The organism is Bacillus sp. FSL K6-2861 (assembly GCF_038630725.1).
Lineage (GTDB): Bacteria > Bacillota > Bacilli > Bacillales > Bacillaceae > Bacillus > Bacillus velezensis.
The window spans coordinates 2,124,755-2,147,101 of sequence record NZ_CP152037.1 but is presented as its reverse complement, the minus strand read 5'-3'; the positions used below and the strand labels follow the sequence as shown (position 1 = coordinate 2,147,101).

19 protein-coding genes are annotated in these 22,347 nt (G+C 48.8%); 16 read left to right on the top strand and 3 right to left on the bottom strand.

What is annotated here, in order from left to right:
- The 10 genes from NYE62_RS10545 to NYE62_RS10500 all read left to right on the top strand — a co-directional run bounded on the left by NYE62_RS10545 (position 1) and on the right by NYE62_RS10500 (position 13,721).
- Positions 1–3,804, top strand: coding sequence for an amino acid adenylation domain-containing protein (locus tag NYE62_RS10545; protein WP_342496925.1), 3,804 nt, complete (start codon positions 1–3; stop codon positions 3,802–3,804).
- Positions 3,805–3,876: 72 nt separating this feature from the next.
- Positions 3,877–4,257, top strand: coding sequence for a DUF1360 domain-containing protein (locus NYE62_RS10540; protein WP_007410116.1), 381 nt, complete (start codon positions 3,877–3,879; stop codon positions 4,255–4,257).
- A gap of 121 nt (positions 4,258–4,378) precedes the next feature.
- Positions 4,379–5,917, top strand: a complete 1,539-nt coding sequence (locus NYE62_RS10535; protein WP_015417586.1) for a family 10 glycosylhydrolase — start codon at positions 4,379–4,381, stop codon at positions 5,915–5,917.
- A 140-nt stretch (positions 5,918–6,057) separates the two neighbouring features.
- Positions 6,058–7,200, top strand: coding sequence for an acyl-CoA dehydrogenase family protein (locus NYE62_RS10530; protein WP_144664842.1), 1,143 nt, complete (start codon positions 6,058–6,060; stop codon positions 7,198–7,200).
- Between the two features lie 45 nt (positions 7,201–7,245).
- Positions 7,246–8,886 carry an AMP-binding protein gene (locus NYE62_RS10525; RefSeq protein ID WP_326245398.1) on the top strand — a complete coding sequence of 547 codons (1,641 nt, stop codon included), beginning with the start codon at positions 7,246–7,248 and terminating at the stop codon, positions 8,884–8,886.
- Positions 8,887–8,907: 21 nt separating this feature from the next.
- Positions 8,908–10,257, top strand: coding sequence for an acetyl-CoA carboxylase biotin carboxylase subunit (locus NYE62_RS10520; RefSeq protein ID WP_342496924.1), 1,350 nt, complete (start codon positions 8,908–8,910; stop codon positions 10,255–10,257).
- Complete coding sequence (locus NYE62_RS10515) at positions 10,254–10,466, top strand: acetyl-CoA carboxylase biotin carboxyl carrier protein subunit (protein WP_007410121.1); 213 nt, start codon at positions 10,254–10,256, stop codon at positions 10,464–10,466. Before NYE62_RS10520 ends, NYE62_RS10515 begins: the two co-directional genes overlap by 4 nt.
- A 15-nt stretch (positions 10,467–10,481) precedes the next feature.
- Positions 10,482–11,381 carry a hydroxymethylglutaryl-CoA lyase gene (locus NYE62_RS10510; protein WP_007410122.1) on the top strand — a complete coding sequence of 300 codons (900 nt, stop codon included), beginning with the start codon at positions 10,482–10,484 and terminating at the stop codon, positions 11,379–11,381.
- A gap of 13 nt (positions 11,382–11,394) precedes the next feature.
- Entirely contained in the window at positions 11,395–12,174 is a 780-nt protein-coding gene (locus tag NYE62_RS10505; RefSeq protein WP_144664844.1) for an enoyl-CoA hydratase, read from the top strand.
- 17 nt (positions 12,175–12,191) lie between these two features.
- Positions 12,192–13,721, top strand: a complete 1,530-nt coding sequence (locus NYE62_RS10500) for an acyl-CoA carboxylase subunit beta (RefSeq protein WP_032865964.1) — start codon at positions 12,192–12,194, stop codon at positions 13,719–13,721.
- Between the two features lie 54 nt (positions 13,722–13,775).
- Here NYE62_RS10500 and NYE62_RS10495 read toward each other — a convergent pair whose 3' ends face one another.
- The 3 genes from NYE62_RS10495 to NYE62_RS10485 form a co-directional block, all read right to left on the bottom strand.
- Entirely contained in the window at positions 13,776–14,366 is a 591-nt protein-coding gene (locus tag NYE62_RS10495) for a DedA family protein (RefSeq protein WP_007410125.1), read from the bottom strand.
- Positions 14,367–14,440: 74 nt separating this feature from the next.
- Entirely contained in the window at positions 14,441–15,334 is an 894-nt protein-coding gene (galU, locus tag NYE62_RS10490; protein ID WP_032865966.1) for a UTP--glucose-1-phosphate uridylyltransferase GalU, read from the bottom strand.
- A 6-nt stretch (positions 15,335–15,340) separates the two neighbouring features.
- Positions 15,341–15,748 (bottom strand): GtrA family protein, encoded by a 408-nt coding sequence (locus NYE62_RS10485; protein ID WP_014418060.1) that lies wholly within the window; start codon positions 15,746–15,748, stop codon positions 15,341–15,343.
- Between the two features lie 276 nt (positions 15,749–16,024).
- Between NYE62_RS10485 and NYE62_RS10480 the strand changes: the two genes are divergently transcribed.
- From NYE62_RS10480 to NYE62_RS10455, 6 genes are read left to right on the top strand one after another with little or no spacing between them, the layout of a single operon-like run.
- Entirely contained in the window at positions 16,025–16,795 is a 771-nt protein-coding gene (locus NYE62_RS10480; RefSeq protein ID WP_063095115.1) for a 6-carboxyhexanoate--CoA ligase, read from the top strand.
- Positions 16,792–18,138, top strand: a complete 1,347-nt coding sequence (bioA, locus tag NYE62_RS10475; RefSeq protein ID WP_144464263.1) for an adenosylmethionine--8-amino-7-oxononanoate transaminase — start codon at positions 16,792–16,794, stop codon at positions 18,136–18,138. The genes NYE62_RS10480 and bioA overlap by 4 nt, the downstream gene beginning before the upstream one ends.
- Before the next feature lie 43 nt (positions 18,139–18,181).
- The gene (gene bioF / locus NYE62_RS10470) at positions 18,182–19,288 is read left to right on the top strand and encodes an 8-amino-7-oxononanoate synthase (RefSeq protein WP_241458341.1); all 1,107 of its coding nucleotides are present in this window, start codon (positions 18,182–18,184) and stop codon (positions 19,286–19,288) included.
- Positions 19,285–19,986: a dethiobiotin synthase gene (gene bioD / locus NYE62_RS10465; RefSeq protein WP_064107337.1), complete on the top strand. Its 702-nt coding sequence runs from the start codon at positions 19,285–19,287 to the stop codon at positions 19,984–19,986. Before bioF ends, bioD begins: the two co-directional genes overlap by 4 nt.
- A 2-nt stretch (positions 19,987–19,988) precedes the next feature.
- Complete coding sequence (gene bioB, locus NYE62_RS10460; protein WP_144464267.1) at positions 19,989–21,008, top strand: biotin synthase BioB; 1,020 nt, start codon at positions 19,989–19,991, stop codon at positions 21,006–21,008.
- A gap of 1 nt (position 21,009) precedes the next feature.
- Positions 21,010–22,206, top strand: a complete 1,197-nt coding sequence (locus NYE62_RS10455) for a cytochrome P450 (protein WP_199021972.1) — start codon at positions 21,010–21,012, stop codon at positions 22,204–22,206.
- The last annotated feature ends 141 nt before the right edge of the window (positions 22,207–22,347 follow it).

Here is a 22,347-nt window from a genome sequence, read left to right as displayed (position 1 = left end):
ATGGACAAAACAAAAAATATCCAAAATATTTATCCCCTCAGCCGAATGCAGGAAGGAATGCTTTTTCATTCCTTTCTGCAAAAGGAGGGGGCTGCATATATCGAGCAATCCGTTTTCACCATAAAAGGCCGGCTTCGTCCGGAATTGTTTGAGCAAAGCGTACAGTCTGTCATCAGCCGCCACGATATTTTCAGAACGGTTTTTTTACCTCATGTCGCTCAGCTGAACGGCCCCCGTCAAGTTGTGCTGCGTGAGCGGGAATTCCGGCTGCACCGCGAAGATCTTACACATTTGGACGAAGCGGAACAGAGCATCTATTTACAGCGATTTAAGGAACGTGACCGCTTAAAAGGCTTTGACTTGCAAAAGGATATGCTGATGCGCGTTTCTTTGTTTAAAACGGCTAACGAAAAATATGTATGCGTCTGGAGCCACCATCACATCCTTATGGACGGCTGGTGCCTCGGCATCGTCCTTCAAGAATTCATGCATATGTACCGGGCGATTGAAACAGGCTCACCTGTCACACTGGCGCCCGCAAAGCCTTACAGCTCTTATATTACATGGCTGACTGATCAGGACAAAGACGCGGCTTCTGAATATTGGAAAGGATATTTAGCAGGCTGCGAGACACCCTCAGGACTCCCGAAAATATCGGCCCGTCCCCAGGAAAAAGGCTACCGCAAGGAAGAGCTGCTGTTTTCTTTAGATCAAAACCTGACGGACAAGCTGAAAACCATCGCCAAAGAAGAGGGCGCTACGCTTGCGGTTCTTATGCAGACTGTATGGGGTCTGATGCTGCAGCGCTACAACCGGACGGACGATGCCGTATTCGGCGCCGTCGTATCAGGGCGGCCTTCCGTCATTGACGGCGTGGAAAGCATGATCGGGTTGTTTATCAATACCGTTCCGGTACGCATTAAAACGGGTGACGAAAGCTTTAGAGAACTGCTGGGCCGCTTGCAGAAAGAAATGCTTGATTCAGAGGCGTTCAGCTATCATCCGCTTGCTGACATCCAATCGCAGACTGAGCTGAAACAGGATTTAATCGACCATATTATCGTGTTTGAAAATTATCCGATTCAGCAGCAGATGAAAGACGCGGAAAAGGAATCGGATGCACCATTCCGGATCGGGAATGTCAACGTTTCGGAACAATCGGGCTACGATTTTAACCTCATCATAGCGCCTGGCGATGAGCTGCTCATCAAATTCAGCTACAATGCGAACGTTTATGACGAAGTATGGATAGAGAGCGTAAAAGGACACTTGGAAGAAGCTCTGCGCGGCGCCGCCTTCAATCCCGATGTTCCCGCTGATCGGCTTCCGATGCTCGGACAAAAGGAAAAATCAAGAATAATCGGCGAATTTAATGACACGAAAACAACTTATGAAAGAGATGAAAGCATCATCAGCCTGTTCAGCCGACAGGTGAAGAAAACCCCGAACCATCAGGCGCTTCACGCCGACGGGCTGACGATGACGTACCGGGAGCTCGATGAACGGTCAACTGCATTCGCCCGCACCCTGCTGGAAAACGGTCTGGCGCCAAAGGGAATTGCCGGGATTCTGGCCGAACGCTCACCGGAATTTATCATCGCTGTTCTCGCTGTATTGAAAGCGGGAGGGACGTACCTTCCCCTTGATGCAGAACTGCCAACCGACAGGATCGCCGATATGCTCACTGAGAGCGGAGCACAGCTGTTAACGGTACAAAAAGGAATTGAGACTGACATTGACTTTTCTCACATCATCTCTATCCCGGCTGCAGCTGAAAAACAAACACCTGATGCGGGAAAACTGAATACCGATACAGCACCTGATGACCTTGCCTATATTATGTATACATCCGGTTCAACAGGAAAACCGAAGGGCGTGATGATTTCCAACCGAAACGTCATATCGCTCGTGTCAAACAGCAATTACACGTCGGCTGGCATGTCGGACCGTCTCATTCTGACAGGGTCCATCGGTTTTGACGCAGTGACGTTTGAAATCTTCGGAGCACTTTTGAACGGAGCATGTCTTCATGTGGTTGACCGCTCGACAATGCTTGCCCCTGAGAGGTTCGGCAATTATCTTTCTTCCAACCGTATTACGATTCTGTTTTTGACGACGGCACTCTTTAACCAGTTCGCCCAGGCAGATCCGGAGATGTTTTCTGGGTTGCACACCTTATATGTCGGCGGAGAAGCTTTGTCCCCGGCGCTCATCAATAAGGTCAGACACCGCTGTCCGAATCTCAGCCTTTATAACATATACGGACCGACGGAAAATACGACATTTTCTACCTTTTACGAAATCAGGCACGATTTTTCTCAGCCGATCCCGATCGGAAAACCGATCAGCAATTCAGCTGCGTATATCATTGATAAAAATGGCGGACTTGCGCCGATCGGCGTGCCCGGTGAGCTTTGTGTCGGCGGTGACGGGGTTGCCAAAGGCTATTTAAACAGGCCTGACTTAACAAGTGAAGCATTTGTCAGCCACCCGGTTCATCCTGAAGAAAAGATCTACAAAACAGGCGACTTGGCACACTGGCTGCCTGATGGAAGCATCGGATACATCAGCCGTATCGACCGCCAATTCAAGATTCGCGGGAAGCGGATTGAGCCGGCCGAAATCGAAGCGCGCTTGACTGAAATTGATGGAATCAGGGAAGCGGCAGTCATCGTGTCAGATGAAGGACAAGAAGCAATCCTTTGTGCGTATTATACGGGCGCACATGTTGAAGAAAGAGCCATTCGATCCCTGTTGGCCAGGTCGCTTCCCGACTATATGATTCCTCAGTATGTGATGAAGCTTGACCGTATGCCGCTTACCGCAAACGGCAAAGTGGACCGCCGCGGGCTGCCTGCGCCGGAACGGAAAAAAACGTCATCAAAAGCCGTTCCGCCACGAAACTGGGTAGAGCGTGAGCTGATCGACATTTGGACGCCGATCCTCGGCTGCAGGGAGCTGGGCATACAGGATGACTTCTTTGAGCTGGGCGGCCATTCTTTGAAAGCATTGCAAGTGATTCATCAGCTGAAGACCAGGCAGCAGATGGATGTGCCGATTGAAATGATATTTGAATATCCGACAATTGAACAATTGGCTGAAAAGCTGTATTCAAACACACTGACAGAAGCTGCAGAGCAGCATATCAGCAGACTGAACCAGCCGAAAGGCCGAAATCTTTTCTGTTTTCCACCTATCTCAGGTTTCGGGATTTTCTTTAAAGATCTTGCGGCGGCATTAAACGAACGGGCTGCTGTGTACGGTTTTAACTTTATTGAAGAAGACAACAGAATGGAACAATACATTGATAAAATGCTGGAAATCCAGCCGGAAGGCCCTTATATTCTCTTCGGATATTCGGCAGGCGGCAATACGGCATTCGAGGCGGCAAAAGCGATGGAAAAGCGCGGCTTAGAAATCAGCGACGTCATTATCGCAGACGCGTACAGAAAGCTTGACACATTTCCGCCGCAGCCAACAAACGCGACAGCGGAAAATGTCCCGGAAGCCGTCAGGGAAGCGGTCATCCGAAAAACAGAGCGCTATCAAACGTACTGGGCGGAACTGATAAATGACGGCCAAATCGCGGCAAACCTCCATTTTATCGAGGCCGGCATAAAGGAAGAGCACAGTGATAAGACCGAGCCGATGAAATGGGAAGGCGCCACAACGGGACTCTATCAGGAATATCAAGGCGAGGGCGCCCATAAAGATATGTTTGAACCCGCCTTTGCACAGCAAAATGCTGAGGTCATACTCGACATCATTGCAAACAGCGGAAGACGCTTGGCGCGGAATCTGTAACATCCGGCAGAATGGTTCAGGATGACAGAGGGCAAGATAGGGGAATCAAACCAGTTTTTTGGAGGCTTTGACATGACGAACCTATCTTGGCTTACGTATGTAATGATTATTCTTGCCAGCTACCGGCTGACCCATTTGATCGTATTTGATAAGATTACGGAATTCATAAGAAAACCCTTTATAAAGCAAGAAAAAACCGTCGATCAAAACGGGCGCGCCGTCCAAAAAAAAGTTCCTTCCTCCGCATTCGGTTATATGCTGCAATGTTATTGGTGTGCGGGCGTCTGGTGCGCCATATTGATCGGCATCTGCTACTTGGTCTGGCCCCGCTATGCACATCCGGTTATTTTCATTTTGTCCATCGCCGGAGCGCAGGCCATTCTTGAAACGTGTGTCGGCGTCGGAACGAAGGTCATTGACGTGCTCGCCGCCATGAAACATAAAAAGTCCTGAAGCGTTTTGATTCGCTTTAGGACTTTTTTCTTTCCCTTTTAGGCTGAGAGGAGCAAAGCAGGCTTTCTGATTCACCGCCCGGAATGCTTCGGAATACCGTAAAGCAGAGAGGGGGAAAAACATGAAAAGCTGCCGTTTTAGCATGATATGGTTTTTGGCCGTTGTACTGACAGCCGGCATCTTTACATTCTCAGCATCCGCACAAGCAAGCGGCACTCAGCCGGAGAGAGAAATGAGAGCCGTATGGATCGCGTCTGTCACCAATATCGACTGGCCCTCTAAAAAAGGGCTGTCACCGGAAGAGCAAAAAAGAGAATACAGCAAGCTGCTGGATGACGTTCAGGAGATGGGAATGAACGCCGTTATCGTCCAAATTAAGCCTGCGGCTGATGCTTTTTATCCATCAGATTACGGGCCTTGGTCAGAGTATCTGACAGGAACACAAGGCAAAAATCCCGGCTACGATCCGCTTGCTTTTTTAGTTGAAGAGACACATAAACGGAATCTTGAATTTCACGCTTGGTTCAATCCTTACCGAATCACGATGAATCACACAAATTTGAATGCGCTTTCAGATGATCATCCCGCGCGTTCGCATCCGGACTGGGTCGCTGCATACGGAAAACAGCTGTACTATAATCCGGGCATTCCGGAAGTAAGACAATTTATAACGGATGGAATCAAAGAGGTGGTCAGCCGTTATGACATTGATGCGGTTCATATGGATGATTATTTTTATCCTTATAAAATTGCCGGACAGGAATTCCCCGATCAGGCGGAATACGAACGGTACGGAAAAGCTCACTTTGCATCAGTTGATGACTGGCGCAGGGATAACGTCAACCGGCTTGTAAAAGAAATCAACCAAACCATCAAACGAGAAAAACCTTATGTCAAATTCGGAATCAGCCCGTTCGGCGTATGGAGAAATGCCGCAGATGACCCGACAGGCTCCGAAACGGCCGCAGGGGTGCGGAACTATGATGATTTATATGCTGATACGAGAGAATGGATCCAAAAAGGATACATTGATTACATCGCACCGCAAATTTACTGGAGCATCGGATTTAAAGCGGCGGCATATGACGTCTTAGCGGATTGGTGGGGAAAAGAAGTGAACAATCGGCCGGTGCATTTATATATCGGGCAGGCAGCTTATAAAATCAACAACAACGCTGATCCGGCCTGGGCCGACCCGGGGGAATACGGAAGACAGATTGCTCTTAACAGGGGATCAGCTTGGATTAAAGGCAGCATGCATTTCAGTTTAAAGGATTTAAACCGTAATCCGCTCGATGTGAAAAACCGTTTGATCAAAGACATGTACAGCCGGCCCGCATTAATTCCGGAGATGCCTTGGCTCGGACATTCCGCTTTAAAAAAACCGGCTGTCAAACGGGCGGAGAAGAACGCTTCAGGCCATACACTCTATATCGAAGATGCGAAATCCAACGGTAAAAAAACGGCTTATTACGCCATTTACCGCGCAGAAAAGGGAAAGCAGCCTTATTTAGTGGATACAGTCAGAAAAACATCGTCACGGACGCAGACATTTTCAGATACTGATATTCGGGCGAAAGAAGCCTGCACCTATTTCGTTACTTCCGTTGACAGGCTTCACCATGAGAGCCGTCCCTCCGCAAAACGGACAATTAAATAGCCATTATTAATAAAACTGACAGTTGCGGCGCTGTCAGTTTTTTTGTAGCGGATGAGTCCGAATGTTCAGACTTTATTTGGATGGAATGAATAAAGACCCCCATTAATAAAATGTAGAAAGCAGCAGAAGGAGGAAGGTTAATGAATTTTCAACTGACAAAAGAACAGCAGATGGTGCGCGAAATGGTCAGAGATTTCGCCAAAAATGAAATTGCCCCGAAAGCCCATGAGGTTGATCAATCAGCCGTCTTCCCGATAGACACATTTAAAAAAATAGGCGAACTCGGGCTGCTCGGAATTCCGTTTCCTGAAGAATACGGCGGGGCGGGCGGTGACACCATTTCATATGCAGCAGCGGTCGAAGAAATCGGAAAAGCCTGCGGCAGCACGGGGCTGAGCTACGCGGCGGCCGTGTCACTCGGCGCAAGCCCATTATACTATTTCGGTACTGAACAGCAAAAGCAAGAACATCTTATTCCGCTTGCTTCGGGAAAAGCGCTCGGATCATTCGGGCTGACAGAGCCGAATGCCGGTTCCGATGCCGGCGGAACCCAGACAAAAGCCGAGAAAAAGGGCGATGACTATGTGATAAACGGAGAGAAATGCTGGATCACAAACGCAAATTACGCCCGCACGGTCATTGTCACCGCCGTTACGGGAAAGAACTCCGCCGGAAAACCGATCATTTCAGCTCTCATCGTCCCGACAGACACACCGGGATTTACGATCACAAATCCGTACGACAAGATGGGTGTGAGAGGGTCGGATACGGCCGAACTTGTGCTGGAGGATGTCAGGGTGCCTGCCGATAACCTGCTCGGTGATCCTGAAAAAGGTTTTAAACAATTTTTATATACATTAGACGGCGGGCGGATCTCGATTGCGGCACTGGCTGTCGGTATCGCTCAAGGCGCACTGGAGGCATCGCTGTCATATGCGAAGGAACGCAAGCAGTTCGGCAGTCCGATATCGTCATTTCAAGCCATTCAATTTAAGCTGGCCGATATGGCGATGGAAATTGACCTTGCCAAACAGATGGTGCTTAAAGCGGCATGGCTGAAGGATCAAAACCTGCCATTTACGAAAGAAGCTGCATTCGCCAAGCTTTATGCTTCAGAAATGGCCGTCAGAACATGCCTTCAGGCCATCCAAATTCATGGCGGTTCCGGTTATATGAAGGAATGCGGCGTCGAACGTATGCTTCGTGACGCAAAGCTGATGGAGATTGGCGAAGGAACGTCAGAAATTCAAAGAATGGTCATCGCAAGACAGCTTTTGAAGTGAAATGAAAACGTTTACTAAGACAGGGATGGAAGGGGGGCAGGTCATATGGCTGAACTTATCCATTTAACAGCCGGAAAGCTGCTTGAGCGGACCGCGGAGCTTTTTCCGGATCGTGAAGCGGTTGTTTACCCTGAGCGCGGCCTTCGTTATACGTATGCCGAGTTTGACCGGTTATGCCGGCAAACCGCAAAAGGGCTGATGAAGCTGGGAGTTGAAAAAGGAGATCATGTTGCCATATGGGCATCCAACATTCCGGAATGGCTCGCGGCGCAATTTGCAACGGCGAAAATCGGCGCCGTTCTGGTCACCATTAATACCAATTTTCAAATCGCAGAGCTCGATTATCTGCTGGCGCATTCAGACGTCTCGGCCTTGATAATCATGGATTCCTACCGGCAGACATCTTATGTTGAGATGGTGAATAAGCTAATTCCGGAGCTGAAAACTTGTGAGCGCGGCAGGCTGCGTTCGAAACGTTATCCCTTTTTAAGGACGGTGTTATATATCGGTGATAAAAGCCTGCCCGGGATGCACCGTTGGGATTCATTGCTGGATAATGCCGAGTCTGTAACGGATGCAGCGCTTGACGGAAGGATGGACAGCCTGAAAAAGGATGATTGCATTCATATGCAATATACATCAGGTACGACCGGATTTCCGAAAGGCGTCATGCTCTCACATTTTAATATCGTAAATAACGCGGCCAATATCGCAGAATGCATGAAGCTTACTTCATGTGACCGTTTATGTATTCCCGTGCCGTTTTTCCACTGCTTTGGGTGCGTGCTCGGCGTGCTGGCATGTGTTTCCGCGGGTGCGGCGATGATTCCGATCGAACAGTTTTCTCCGCCGGCCGTTCTGAAAACGGTGGAGCAAGAAGCCTGCACGGCTCTGCACGGTGTACCGACGATGTTTATCGCCCTCCTAAATGACAGCCGTTTTTCTGAATATGATCTTTCCCACGTCCGAACCGGGATTATGGCAGGCTCGCCATGCCCGGCGGAAGTCATGAGAGAAGTGATCGGCAAAATGGGGATGACTGACATTACCATTGCCTACGGACAGACCGAAGCATCACCTGTCATTACGCAGACAAGAACAGATGATCCGTTTGAAAGAAGAGTGGAAACAGCGGGGCGCGCGCTTCCCCATATCGAAGTCAGAATCGTTCGGCCCGGAACATCCCAAGAAGCCGCCCGGGGCGAACAAGGAGAGCTCTGCACCCGCGGATATCATGTCATGAAAGGCTATTATAAAAATCAAGAAGCGACCGAAGAAGCGATAGACAAAGACGGCTGGCTGCATACCGGTGATTTGGCGGTCATGGACGAGGACGGGTACTGCAAAATCACGGGCCGTCTGAAAGACATGCTGATCAGGGGCGGCGAAAATATCTATCCGCGCGAGATTGAGGAAATGTTATATCGGCATCCCGCGGTAGCAGACGTTCAGGTCGTCGGCGTTCCTGATCCGAAATACGGAGAAGAGGCCGCGGCGTGGATCAGGCTCAAAGACGGACAAACCGCTTCCGCAGAAGACATCAGAACCTTTTGCAAAGAACATATCGCCCGCTATAAAGTCCCCAGGTATGTTTTGTTTACAGATGAATATCCAATGACAGCCTCAGGAAAAATTCAGAAATTCAAGTTGCGGGAAAAAACGATTGAAGAGCTCAAGTTAACTTAATGAAAAAGGAGTGCTTCACATTTGTTTAAAAAAGTCCTGATTGCCAACAGAGGAGAAATCGCCTTACGAATTATCCGCACCTGCAAACGTCTCGGCATCCCCTCGGCAGCTGTGTATTCAGAAGCCGACCGGGACGCGCTGCATGTAAAAGCGGCTGATGAGGCCTATCCGATCGGTAAATCGAGAGTAAATGAAAGCTATTTACATATCGACAGAATCATAGAAGCCGCCAAATCCGCCGGAGCGGACGCCATTCATCCGGGCTACGGGCTTCTGTCAGAAAACAGCCTGTTCGCCGAACGCTGCCGCAAGGAACAAATCACATTTATCGGTCCGCCCGGTGATATCATCGCCAAGATGGGCAACAAGATTGAAGCCCGAAAAACGATGCAAAAAGCAAAGGTCCCGATCGTTCCCGGTGTTTCAGAGCCATTGCCCGATGTTCACTCCGCCTTAGCCGAAGCCCGTGCCATCGGTTTTCCGGTCATGCTGAAAGCGTCCGCAGGAGGAGGCGGAATCGGCATGCAGATCGTACATTCAGAAGAAGAGCTGGCCAAAGCGTTTGAAGGCAATCAAAAGCGGGCCGCCTCCTTTTTTGGAGACGGCGCAATGTATATGGAAAAGGTCATTGAAAATGCCCGTCATATTGAAATTCAGATACTCGCAGATTCTTTCGGCAACACCGTTCATCTGTTTGAACGTGACTGTTCAGTCCAAAGGCGCCACCAAAAAGTGATAGAAGAAGCGCCGTCGCCGTTTGTTGACGATGAATTAAGACAAAGACTCGGTGAAACCGCCGTTAAAGCCGCAAAATCGATCGGCTACCAAAATGCAGGCACAATAGAATTTCTCGTCGACCAAAAGAAACAAATCTATTTTTTAGAGATGAACACCAGACTGCAGGTGGAGCATCCGGTGACAGAAGAAATTACAGGACTGGATCTTGTGGAAGAACAGCTGAAAATTGCCGCTGGGCAGGCGCTGACTTTCTCGCAGAAAGATATCAACCACCGCGGTCATGCGATAGAAGTGCGGATCTATGCGGAAGATCCGGTCACCTTTTACCCGTCACCCGGTACCATCTCGTCTTTTTCCGTTTTAAGACACCCGTCAGTGCGACACGAATGCGCCGTCGAAAAGGGAAGCGTCATTTCTCCGTTTTACGATCCGATGATTGCCAAAATGGTCGTCACGGCGAATACGAGAAAACAAGCCATTGAACAACTGAAAACCGCCCTTGGCGAATATCATGTAGAAGGGATTAAAACCAACATTCCGCTGCTGACAAAAATTGCTCATTCAGAAGTGTTTGAAAAGGGCGAGGCAACAACCGGTTTTTTACAAACAATGAACGAGGGGGCATCCAAATGAGCGTCATAAAAATTCAAATGGCGGGAAACCTGTGGAAAATTCATGTGAAGCCGGGTGATGTCATTGAAGAAGGACAGGAAGTGGCCATCTTGGAATCTATGAAAATGGAAATTCCGATTATCGCTGATGCAGCGGGTACGGTGAAAGAAGTGAAAAAATCAGAAGGTGATTTCACTGATGAAGGAGAGGTCCTGATTGAACTTCAATAAAACGGGAGGTGCAGCATGAACTGTCCGAAACATGTCCGCATCAATGAAGTAGGACCGCGTGACGGCTTGCAGAATGAATCGGCGTGGGTGGATACAGAAGATAAGATTGAGTGGATCAATATGCTGTCAAAAACAGGCCTTCCCTATATCGAAGTGACATCATTCGTGCATCCGAGATGGATTCCGGCTCTTCGTGACAGCCTGGACGTCGCAAAAGGCATTGCCAGATCTGAACATACGGTCTACGCGGCTCTCGTTCCGAACCTCATCGGACTGGAGCATGCGGCAGAAGGCGGAATCGATCAGGCATGTGTATTTTTATCTGCAAGCGAAACCCATAACCAAAAAAACGTAAACAAACCGATTGACCGGACCGTTCAAGAGCTCAGGCGGGTTATTACTGAAGCAAAAGCTGAAAAAATGGCGACGAGAGCTTATCTGTCCACTGTGTTCGGCTGTCCGTACGAACAGAACGTGCCGGTCGAACAAGTCATCCGCCTGTCAGACACCCTGCTCGAAATGGGTGTTGATGAAATATCGCTCGGCGACACGATCGGCGCGGCAAACCCCTTGCAGGTCATAGCCGTGCTTGAAGCCCTTTTGCCGAGAATTCCCGCCTCAAAAATCGCACTCCATTTCCATGATACAAGAGGAACGGCTCTAGCGAATATCATTCCCGCTCTTGATATGGGCATCACATCCTTTGATACTTCCTCAGGCGGGCTTGGCGGCTGCCCGTACGCCCCTGGATCAGCAGGAAACGCTGCCACAGAAGACGTCATTTATATGCTCGAACAAATGGGGATTGATACCGGGACGGACATGAATAAACTTCTTTATGCCGCAGGCTGGATCGCGGATAAAATAGGCAAAGACCTGCCAAGCAGAAATCTGCAGGCATTCAGAACGAAATGAGAAAGGAGAAGCCATGGGAGATTGCGTCTTGTATTCCGTCTGTCAAGAAACGATCGGTCTGATCACGCTGAACCGCCCGCATGCGGCCAACTCGCTGTCTTCAGACATGATTGATCACTTACAGCGTGTGATTGAAGACATCAAAAACTCGCCATCCATTCGTTGTGTCATTCTCACCGGCACCGGGAACACATTTTGCGCCGGTGCTGATTTAAAAGAAAGAGCGGGGATGAATCATGAACAAGTTAAGCAAAGCGTCAGGCGTATCGGTGAAACGGCCGCATCCATTGAAGCTCTCCCGCAGCCGGTCATTGCAGCGCTGAACGGAACCGCTGTCGGAGGAGGCCTTGAACTCGCTCTCGCCTGCGATATCAGAACAGCCGTCAGCCGGGCGGGCCTCGGCCTTCCTGAAACAGGGCTTGCGATCATTCCCGGAGCGGGCGGAACGCAGAGACTGCCCCGGCTTATCGGCCCCGGCGCGGCAAAAGAATTGATCTATACCGGCCGAAGGCTTTCTGCCGAAGAGGGAAAAGACATGAAGCTGATCGAGCATGTTTGTGAAGCCGATGAACTTATGGAAAAAGCAAAAGCACTGGCCGGGCGCATCGCCGCTAATGGGCCGATCGCCGTCAGACAAGCAAAAGCCGCGATAAACAAGGGTCTTGATACAGATCTCAATACAGGGCTCGAAATCGAACGAAAAGCATATGAACAAGTCATCCCCACACTTGACAGAGAAGAGGGCCTGCGCGCTTTTAAAGAAAAAAGACCCCCTGAATACAAAGGAAAATAAAACATGGAGGGACTCGGATGGATTACGAAAAAGAACGGCAGACACGCAGCAAAACGATTGAAAAGGGAGGAGCCGCGAAATATCACGCAAGCAACGAAAAGAAGGGAAAACTTTTTGTAAGAGACAGGCTGAAGCTTTTATTCGATGACGGCATATCCGTTGAAGACGCTTTTTTCGCCGAGTGCATGTCAGACGGACTTCCGGCAGACGGGGTCGTTACCGGGATCGGCACCATCGGCGGCAGAACCGTTTGTGTGATGGCAAACGACTCAACCGTAAAGGCGGGCTCGTGGGGCGCGAAAACGGTGGAAAAAATCATCCGCATTCAGGAGACGGCGGAAAAGCTTCAGTGTCCGCTCTTGTACTTAGTCGATTCCGCAGGTGCGAGAATTACGGATCAGGTCGACATGTTCCCGGGCAGAAGGGGAGCCGGCCGCATCTTTTATAACCAAGTAAAGCTGTCGGGCCGCATTCCGCAAATCTGTTTATTGTTCGGCCCTTCCGCTGCGGGCGGCGCTTACATTCCGGCCTTTTGCGACATTGTCATTATGGTTGAGGGCAATGCATCCATGTACTTAGGTTCCCCGCGTATGGCAGAAATGGTGATTGGCGAGAAAGTATCGCTTGAAGAAATGGGCGGCGCCCGTATGCATTGTTCCGTATCAGGCTGCGGTGATCTCCTCGCCCGGACGGAACAGGAAGCAATCATGATGGCGCAGACATATCTCAGCTACTTTCCGGCAAATTATACTGAAAAAGCGCCCGTCAACAAATCTAAGAACCCGAAAGCTTTTGAAAAACCGCTCTCAGATGTCATCCCGGCACATCAAAACGCACCGTTCAACATGATGGATTTAATTGAACGTGTCATTGATGAAGACTCATTTTTTGAGATTAAACCGTTATTTGCGCAGGAATTAATAACGGGGCTTGCGCGGATTCACGGACAGCCGGTCGGCATTATCGCCAATCAGCCGCGTGTCAAAGGCGGGGTTTTATTTCTCGATTCGGCGGATAAAGCCGCAAAATTTATCGCTTTGTGCGACGCATTCCATATTCCGCTTCTGTTTTTAGCAGACATTCCCGGATTCATGATCGGAACGAAGGTTGAGCAGGCGGGCATCATCAGGCATGGCGCAAAAATGATCTCCGCAATGGCGGAAGCGACTGTTCCGAAGCTTTCCGTTATCGTCAGAAAAGCCTACGGTGCCGGATTATACGCGATGGCGGGGCCTGCTTTTGAACCGGACTGCTGTTTAGCGCTTCCGACTGCGCAAATTGCCGTAATGGGTCCTGAAGCAGCGGTGAATGCGGTCTACGCAAACAAAATCAGTGAGCTAGCCCCTGAAGAAAGGCCGGCTTTTATTCAAGAAAAGCGTGATGAATATAAGGAAGACATTAACCTTTACCGACTTGCCTCTGAAATGGTGATTGACGGCATTGTTCCTGCTGATTCCTTGCGGGAAGAACTCAATAAACGCCTCACTGCTTACATGTCCAAACAACTGACATTCACACACCGGAAACACCCCGTATACCCGGTATAAATAAAAAAAAGACTGCATAGATCCGGCTCGCAGCCGCTCTTATGCAGTCTTTTTTCATAGTCTTGATCTCATTTTCTTCACAACAAAATAAACAACAATAAATACGAGAGCCAATATAATGATCGGAGTTGTATACATTCCGGCATAGCTGTCTACGTCTTTCCACTGTCCCCCGAGCTGATACCCGAGATAAACGAAAATGACAGACCACGGAATAATGGCAAGCGTCGTCAATATGACAAACTTGGAAAGAGGCATTTTCGCAAGGCCGGCCGGGATGGAGATCGCATGTCTGACGACCGGGATAAACCGCGCCGAGAACACAACGCCGGCGCCGTAACGGCGAAACCAGTTTTCCGCAACATCAACATGATGCTTTTTCAGAAGTAAGTACTTGCCGTACTTGTCCAAAAACGGCCGTCCCCCATAACGGGCGATCCAGTAAATAAAGCACTGCGCGATCGTTCCCCCGATCACACCGGCGACAATGGCGCCGATAAAGCTGATCGTGCCTTCTGACACCATATAGCCTCCGTAAGCCAGAACGATTTCACTCGGAATGATTTCGATCATTAATCCGAGCGCAATCCCTAAATAGCCCATACTTGTCAGCCAGGATAATATTTCACTAATAAAATTGCCCACACTGTTCACAACCTCTTTATCTTTTTACCCAATTATATGACTGATTGACAAGCAAAATGGTTACAAATTATTTTTTAACGCACGATTTCTTCAGATTCTCTTTTTAACACCTCTTCTAAATAAGCTAAAAGTTTCGGTCTCATTTCTTCCCGAAGAAGCCCGATCTCCGTGCCGGCCTTAAAACAGCCGATTTTATCTCCTATATCAAACCGGCTTCCTTCAAGCTCCCGCGCGTAAATGCTTCGGGTGCGGCACACTTCGCGCAGCGCGTCTGTCAATTGGATTTCGTTGCCCGCGCCTCTTCCGATCGTCTTCAGCGTTTTAAAAATAGCAGGGGTTAATATGTAGCGGCCCATCACGGCAATATGAGAGGGCGCCTTTTCAACAGCAGGCTTCTCAATCAGATCCTCAACCTGGTACACATGACCGCTCTGCCGCCCCGTCTGTATAATACCATATTTGCTGACATCAGCAGGATCGACGGGCTGTACGCCGACCGTTTCTGTGCCGTGTTGGTTATAGACGTCTATGAGCTGTGAAAGAGCGGGAGTGTCAGATACCATAATATCATCACCTAATAGAACGGCAAAAGGCTCATCTCCGATAAAATGCTCCGCACACAGCACCGCATGTCCTAATCCGAGCGGTTCTTTCTGACGGATGTAATGAATATTGGCCAAATCGGCAATCCGCTGCATTTCCTTCAGCGTCTCCGTTTTGCCTTTTTCCTGCAGATTGAATTCCAATTCCGCCGACCGGTCAAAATGATCTTCAATCGAGCGTTTGTTTCTCCCTGTAATAATCAGTATATCTTCAATTCCTGACGCTGCGGCCTCTTCGACAATATATTGGATGGCCGGTTTGTCGACAATCGGCATCATTTCTTTCGGCTGCGCCTTTGTCGCCGGCAGAAATCTCGTTCCTAAACCGGCTGCGGGAATGACCGCTTTTCTCACTTTTTTTCTCATTCATCTTCACTCCTGATCCTGTATGTTTTTCAGCGAATCTCCAAATACCCAGATTCGGTTTCCGATAAAATTCATCATCATCCCGCCGATAGTGGCGGCGAACTTACTCACCAATAGCGAACAGCCGCCTTTTTGAAACGCGTAAAGCAGCAAAAAGGTGATTCCCGACGCGGCAAGATTAATCATGAGAAATCGCATGATCTCTTTCCCGTCAGCCTTGCGTTTTACACGAAACGTCCACTTCCGGTTCCATACATAGCTGTTGATGATCCCTGCCGAATAGGAGCAGATCTGCGCCGGAAGATAGGGGACATGACAAGCGGCGAGAAGAAAGAAGACACCAAAATCGATCAGCGTATTGCCGACGCCTACAGTGCAAAAACGGCCTGCTGTCTTTACTTTTTCTTTCAGCATAACGGCATCCGGTGTTGACCTCCCTTCATAAAAAAATCAGATGGCTGTCATATTTGTTGATATGGATTACTTTAGCGGACAGTGTTGAATAAACAATTACTAAAATATGAACAAAACATGAAAACGTAATGAGGCTTTGCAAAACTAATTAAGTTAACATTTTGATAGTTTAGGTTGACATATTCCGTGAAGGGCACTAATATTCTGTATAAGTGTTAACCTTAAATTAATTTTTGTTAACATTAATTTTCAAAGTAAGAGAAAGGAGGGGAATATATGCGGGAAGAAACCTATTACAGCGTCAGAATGAGAGCTTCCCGAAACGCCCCCCATGAGCAGGGCGGAAAACACATTTCCGGCGGAGAACGGCTCATCACTTACAGCGGTTTACAGGAAGCGGTAGATGGCTTATTACATAAAGGCTTCTCGCACTCAAGAGGGATACCTGATTTTATGCAGATTCAGCTTGAAAGCATTAATGAACCGATCGAAACGATCCGCCCTTTGCCGGTTGCTTTCCATCAAACAGACACGCCGGAAAAAGGACAAGCAATCGCCCGCAAGCTTCTGCAAAAGGCGGGGATCCCCCCGCACATGATAGAGAAAGCGTACGAAAACATTGCGGAATATGCAGAAGCAAGAGGGGCGGTCCTGTTTGATATCCGGGCAGGAAAACGCATTGACGGCAGAGGAAATAGAGGTGTGCGGGTATCCCGAGTGGATTGGCCGTCACATGATTTTCAAAAATGGGCTTTTACTCACAACATGCCGGAACATTCACGAATAAAAGAAGCACATGCCATCGCGGCAAAAGTTTGCGCACATCCGGGGATTATTGCTGAATTGTGCTGGTCGGATGACCCTGATTACATAACAGGCTACGTTGCCGCAAAGAAGCTGGGATATCAGCGGATTTCCGAGATGAAGAATGCCGGAGATGAAAGCGGATGCCGGATTTTCTTTACAGATGGCTCCATAGATAAGGAGAGCTGTATCCATTTTTTAGAGAAGCAGCCTGTATTCATTCAGCGGGAGGGGAACATATGAAACAATCAATGATCGAAAAAAGCAAACAGCATCTTTGGCTGCCTTTCACACAAATGAAAGATTACGATGAAGATCCGTTAATCATTGAAAGCGGAAACGGGATCATGCTGAAAGACATCAGCGGCAAAGAATATTATGACGGCTTTTCTTCAGTATGGCTCAATGTACACGGCCACCGAAAAAAAGAAATGGATGAAGCGATTCAAAAACAGCTTGAAAAAATCGCTCATTCGACCTTGCTGGGTATGACGAACGTTCCCGCAACAGAACTTGCCGAGATGCTGACAGGCATCACACCGGAAAAGCTGACACGCGTTTTTTACTCCGACAGCGGAGCGGAAGCAATGGAAATCGCTCTGAAAATGGCCTTTCAATACTGGAAAAACATAGGGAAACCCGAGAAACAGACGTTTATTTCTATGCAGAACGGCTATCACGGCGATACGATCGGAGCCGTCAGCGTCGGCTCCATAGAACTTTTCCACCATGTGTACGGCCCGCTGATGTTTGAAAGCTACAAAGCCCCGATTCCGTATGTATACAGATCTGAAAGCGGCGACCCCGTACAGTGCCGGGATGAATGCCTTCACGCGCTCGAACAGCTGCTTGCAAAGCATCACGAAGAGATTGCCGCACTTACGATTGAATCGATGGTGCAAGGCGCATCCGGCATGATCGTCATGCCTGAAGGCTTTCTGGCAGGCGTACGAAAGCTGTGTACGGCATATGATGTGTTAATGATCGTTGACGAAGTGGCAACGGGGTTCGGCCGCACCGGAAAAATGTTTGCCTGTGAGCATGAAAATATCCAGCCGGACTTGATGGCGGCAGGGAAAGGCATTACGGGAGGCTATTTGCCGATCGCTGTGACGTTTGCCACAGAAGCCATTTATGAAGCCTTCTACGATGACTACGACAAAATGAAAACATTTTTCCACGGCCATTCCTATACAGGAAATCAGCTTGGCTGTGCCGCGGCAATTGAAAATCTGCGTTTATTCGAATCAGAGCGCATCGTTGAACAAGTCGCCGAAAAATCAAAAACGGCAGCGAAATTTCTTCATGATCTGAAGCAGCTTCCTCATGTCGGCGATGTCCGCCAGCTCGGTTTCATGTGCGGCATAGAGCTTGTGCAGGATAAGGGGACAAGACAGCCTTATCCGCCTGAAAAGCGGATGGGATACAAGGTGTCCTTAAAAATGAGAGAGCTTGGTATGCTGACACGGCCGCTCGGAGACGTCATCGCCTTTCTGCCGCCGCTTGCCAGCACAACCGATCAGTTACAAGCCATGATCTCCATTATGAAAGAAGCGATAGCCGAGGTGACCGGCCGTGGATTTTGACGGATGGCTCCTCGGAAGGCTCGATGCGGTGAAAAGAGACGGGCTGTATCGGACGCTGCGAACACAGGAAACCGCTCTCAAAACCAAGGGGCAAAAGCGGCAGACCTGGGCGTCCAATGACTATTTAGGCCTGTCAAAAGATGAGCGGCTGATCACAGCCGCGCAAACGGCGCTGAGCCGGTTCGGAGCGGGAAGCGGCGGCTCACGGTTAACGACAGGAAATACTGTGTGGCACGAAAAACTTGAACACACAATCGCGGACTTTAAACAGACGGAAGCGGCTTTATTGTTTTCAAGCGGTTACTTGGCGAATATCGGCGTGCTTGCCTCACTGCCTCAAAAAGGCGATGTCATTTTAAGCGATCAACTGAACCATGCGAGCATTGTTGACGGCTGCCGTTTATCAAAAGCGGAAACCATCGTGTACCGCCATATTGATATGGCTGATCTTGAGAAAAAACTTGCCTCCGTCCAGGCTCGGAACCGTCGCTTTATCGTCACAGACGGCGTCTTCAGCATGGACGGCACCATCGCGCCTCTTGACCGCATAATGGCGCTTGCAAAGCAGTACCAGGCATTTGTGATAGCAGATGACGCGCATGCAACCGGTGTACTCGGGGAAAACGGCGGGGGAACCAGTGACTATTTCGGTGTTTGTCCTGATGTTGTCATCGGCACATTAAGCAAAGCTGTAGGAACGGAAGGCGGTTTTGCCGCGGGATCAAACATTTTCATTGATTTTTTGCTGAATCAGGCGCGGACGTTTATTTTTCAGACGGCCCTCCCGCCGTCAATTTGTGCGGCTTCGCATACGGCATTTGACATCATATCAGATATGCACGATACGCGCCGTGAGCTGCAGTCGTCTGTCAAAACGATAAAAACGCGTCTGGCCGATATGGGCTTTACCGTAAGAGGCGGAGATACACCGATTATCCCCGTTATCATCGGTGATACAAAAACAGCGGTTTCAGCCGCTGCACTGCTGGAGAAAAAGGGAATCTGCGCCCCGGCCATCCGCCCGCCCGCCGTTCCGGAAGGCGAAAGCAGAATCAGGCTGACCGTTACGGCGGATCGCAGCTTACAGGATATAGACGAGCTGACAGAAGCATTTGATTCCATTAGAAAAGAGCTGAATATAAACAAATGAGAAGTTTTTTTGTTACAGGAACAGATACCGGCGTCGGAAAAACCATCGTTTCTTGCGGTCTTGCCGCGGCATTCCGGCAGAAACAGGCGGATATCGGAGTGTTTAAGCCGTTTTTAAGCGGTGTGCCGCGGACTCATCCGGAAAGTGACACCTCGCTCTTGAAAGACATGTCACAAACCGCACTGTCTCATGAAGAAATCACGCCATTTGAATGGAAAGAGCCGCTTGCCCCGTACACGGCCGCCATGCTTGAGGGGAAATCCGTGAGCATGGCGGATGTCATGGCCCACTGGAGTAAGATCAAAAATCGTCATGAGTGTTTCATCGTTGAGGGGGCAGGCGGCATTTCCGTCCCGCTTGGTGAAAATTACTTAGTCAGTGATCTGATAAAAGCCATGGAATTGCCGGCGGTGATTGTCACCAGGCCTGATCTCGGAACCATCAACCACACATATTTAACCGTTGAATATGCGAAAAACATGGGGATAGAGGTTCTCGGCATTATTATCAACGGCGTAAGGAGCCGGCCGGGGCTGGACGAAAAGACAAACCCGAGCATGATTGAAACATTATGCAAAGTTCCGATTTTGGGAATCACACCGAAGCTGGATCACGTTTCACCGGAAAACATTCAACACATGATTGAGAAACATATAGATGTTTCCTCTTTCATGAATCTGACACAAATGGGGAGATAAACATGAATCAATGGATGGATCTTGCAGAGAGAGTGCTGGACGGGGCGGAAGTAACGAATCAAGAAGCGCTGGCCATTTTAAATTGTCCTGATGAGGATCTTTTATTGCTGATGCATGCCGCTTTTCATATCAGAAAACGATTTTACGGAAAAAAAGTAAAGCTGAATATGATTATGAATGCCAAATCAGGCCTGTGTCCGGAAAATTGCGGGTACTGTTCACAATCTTCAATATCAAAAGCGCCGATTGAGTCTTACCGGCTGGTGGATAAGCATATATTGCTAAAGGGGGCAAAACGCGCCCACGACCTGAATATAGGGACATACTGTATCGTCGCCAGCGGGCGGGGACCGTCAAACAGAGAAGTAGATCAAGTTGTTGATGCTGTCAAAGAAATTAAAGAAACGTACGGTTTAAAAATCTGCGCATGTCTCGGTCTGCTGAAGCCGGAACAGGCAGAGCGGCTGAAACAGGCAGGAGTAGACCGGTACAATCATAACATCAATACATCACAAAGGAATCACTCAAACATTACGACCTCCCACACGTATGACGACAGGGTCAATACAGTGGAAACGGCGAAACAATCGGGGATGTCACCTTGTTCTGGTGTCATCGTCGGCATGAAAGAGACGAAACAGGACGTCATTGATATGGCGAACAGCTTAAAAGCGCTTGACGCCGACAGCATCCCGGTTAATTTTCTGCATGCGATTGACGGAACTCCGTTAGAAGGGGTAAGCGAATTACACCCGGTGTATTGCCTGAAAGTACTCGCCTTGTTCCGTTTTATCAATCCGTCAAAAGAAATCCGTATCTCAGGAGGCCGGGAAGTCAACCTTCGTTCGCTGCAGCCGCTGGGACTTTACGCCGCAAATTCGATTTTCGTCGGAGATTACTTAACGACAGCAGGGCAGCATGAAACAGAGGATCATCAAATGCTCCATGATTTAGGTTTTGAAGTCGAATCCGTTGAAGAAATGAAAGCCGGCCTGCAATCCGCCTGCAATACGGAGGTATAAGATGACGGCGGACCTATCGATTGCACATCCGTCTCTCCATGCGGATTCGGATTTTTGGAATGACCCTTACCCGTTTTATGACAAACTGCGATCCATTGATCCTGTTTATAAAGGAACCGTATTAAAATATCCGGGCTGGTATGTCACCGGGTATAAAGAAGCGGCAGCGATTTTGAAAGACATTCGGTTTAAAAACCGCATTCCTCTTCCGGAAGCTTCAACGAAATATCAAAATCTATCGCATATCCAGCACGATATGCTGTTATTTAAAAATCAATCAGACCATAAACGGATGCGGATGCTTATCGGTAAAGAATTTACCGCAAAGACGGCGGAATCACTTCGCCCCTGTATAAAAGAAACGGTTCATGACTTGTTGGATCAAGTCCAAATCAAAAAAACCGCGGACCTTGTTTCAGAGTTTGCCTTTCCATTGGCAAGCCTTATCATTGCGGAGATACTCGGAGTGCCGAAAGAGGAGAGATATCAATTCAGACAATGGACGGCAGACGTCATTCACGCCATTGATCTTACCCGATCAAGAAAGACGTTAGTCAGAGCAAGCGACACCGCAGGCAGGCTGACGTCATATTTCAAAGATTTGATTCACAAGCGGAAAGCGCACCCTCAGCAAGACTTGATCAGCAGGATTATTATGGAGGAGCAGCTTTCAAAAGAGGAAGTGCTCGCGACATGTATCTTACTTGTCATAGCCGGACACGAGACGACGGTAAACCTCATAAGCAACGGTGTGTTTACTTTATTGAAACACCCTGAACAGCTTAGCGCACTGAGAGAAAACCCCTCGCTTATTGAAACTGCAGTTGAGGAATGTCTGCGCTACGACAGCCCCACGCAGCTGACGGCACGCACCGCCTCAGAAGACTGCGAAATAAATGGGAAGACCATAAAAAAAGGAGAGCAGGTATATATCCTTTTAGGTGCAGCCAATCGCGATCCAAGCATATTCGATCAACCTCACAAAATGGATATCCAAAGAAAACCGAACCCGCATCTTGCATTCGGAAAGAACGCCCATTTTTGCATAGGCTCCTCATTAGCGCGCATCGAAGCACAAATTGCAATTCTCACACTGTTTGAGCGGATGCCTAAGCTTCGGCTGGCTGCACACCGCCTTGAATACCGCAAGCTCATTGGTTTTAGGTCGCTCAAAGAGCTCCCGGTTGTCATTGGCTGAATGACCATGCAGGAGGGCCGGATTTTATCGGTTCCTCTTGCAGGAAATAAATGAAAGAAAAAAGAATACATATTTATAAAGCAAAAATCCTCTCTGATCCATCTCACTATCCCTAAAAAAACTCACTGCTCAGCCAATCAA

Bases quoted from the DNA above. Each gene is read 5' to 3' on its own strand.
- NYE62_RS10545 (WP_342496925.1), top strand. From the start codon at position 1: ATGGACAAAACAAAAAATATCCAAAATATTTATCCCCTCAGCCGAATG.
- NYE62_RS10505 (WP_144664844.1), top strand. From the start codon at position 11,395: ATGGGAGATTGCGTCTTGTATTCCGTCTGTCAAGAAACGATCGGTCTG.
- NYE62_RS10485 (WP_014418060.1), bottom strand. From the start codon at position 15,748: ATGCTGAAAGAAAAAGTAAAGACAGCAGGCCGTTTTTGCACTGTAGGC.
- NYE62_RS10525 (WP_326245398.1), top strand. From the start codon at position 7,246: ATGGCTGAACTTATCCATTTAACAGCCGGAAAGCTGCTTGAGCGGACC.
- bioA (WP_144464263.1), top strand. From the start codon at position 16,792: ATGAAACAATCAATGATCGAAAAAAGCAAACAGCATCTTTGGCTGCCT.
- galU (WP_032865966.1), bottom strand. From the start codon at position 15,334: ATGAGAAAAAAAGTGAGAAAAGCGGTCATTCCCGCAGCCGGTTTAGGA.
- NYE62_RS10510 (WP_007410122.1), top strand. From the start codon at position 10,482: ATGAACTGTCCGAAACATGTCCGCATCAATGAAGTAGGACCGCGTGAC.
- NYE62_RS10535 (WP_015417586.1), top strand. From the start codon at position 4,379: ATGAAAAGCTGCCGTTTTAGCATGATATGGTTTTTGGCCGTTGTACTG.
- NYE62_RS10480 (WP_063095115.1), top strand. From the start codon at position 16,025: ATGCGGGAAGAAACCTATTACAGCGTCAGAATGAGAGCTTCCCGAAAC.
- NYE62_RS10530 (WP_144664842.1), top strand. From the start codon at position 6,058: ATGAATTTTCAACTGACAAAAGAACAGCAGATGGTGCGCGAAATGGTC.
- bioD (WP_064107337.1), top strand. From the start codon at position 19,285: ATGAGAAGTTTTTTTGTTACAGGAACAGATACCGGCGTCGGAAAAACC.
- NYE62_RS10500 (WP_032865964.1), top strand. From the start codon at position 12,192: ATGGATTACGAAAAAGAACGGCAGACACGCAGCAAAACGATTGAAAAG.
- NYE62_RS10515 (WP_007410121.1), top strand. From the start codon at position 10,254: ATGAGCGTCATAAAAATTCAAATGGCGGGAAACCTGTGGAAAATTCAT.
- NYE62_RS10540 (WP_007410116.1), top strand. From the start codon at position 3,877: ATGACGAACCTATCTTGGCTTACGTATGTAATGATTATTCTTGCCAGC.
- bioB (WP_144464267.1), top strand. From the start codon at position 19,989: ATGAATCAATGGATGGATCTTGCAGAGAGAGTGCTGGACGGGGCGGAA.
- NYE62_RS10455 (WP_199021972.1), top strand. From the start codon at position 21,010: ATGACGGCGGACCTATCGATTGCACATCCGTCTCTCCATGCGGATTCG.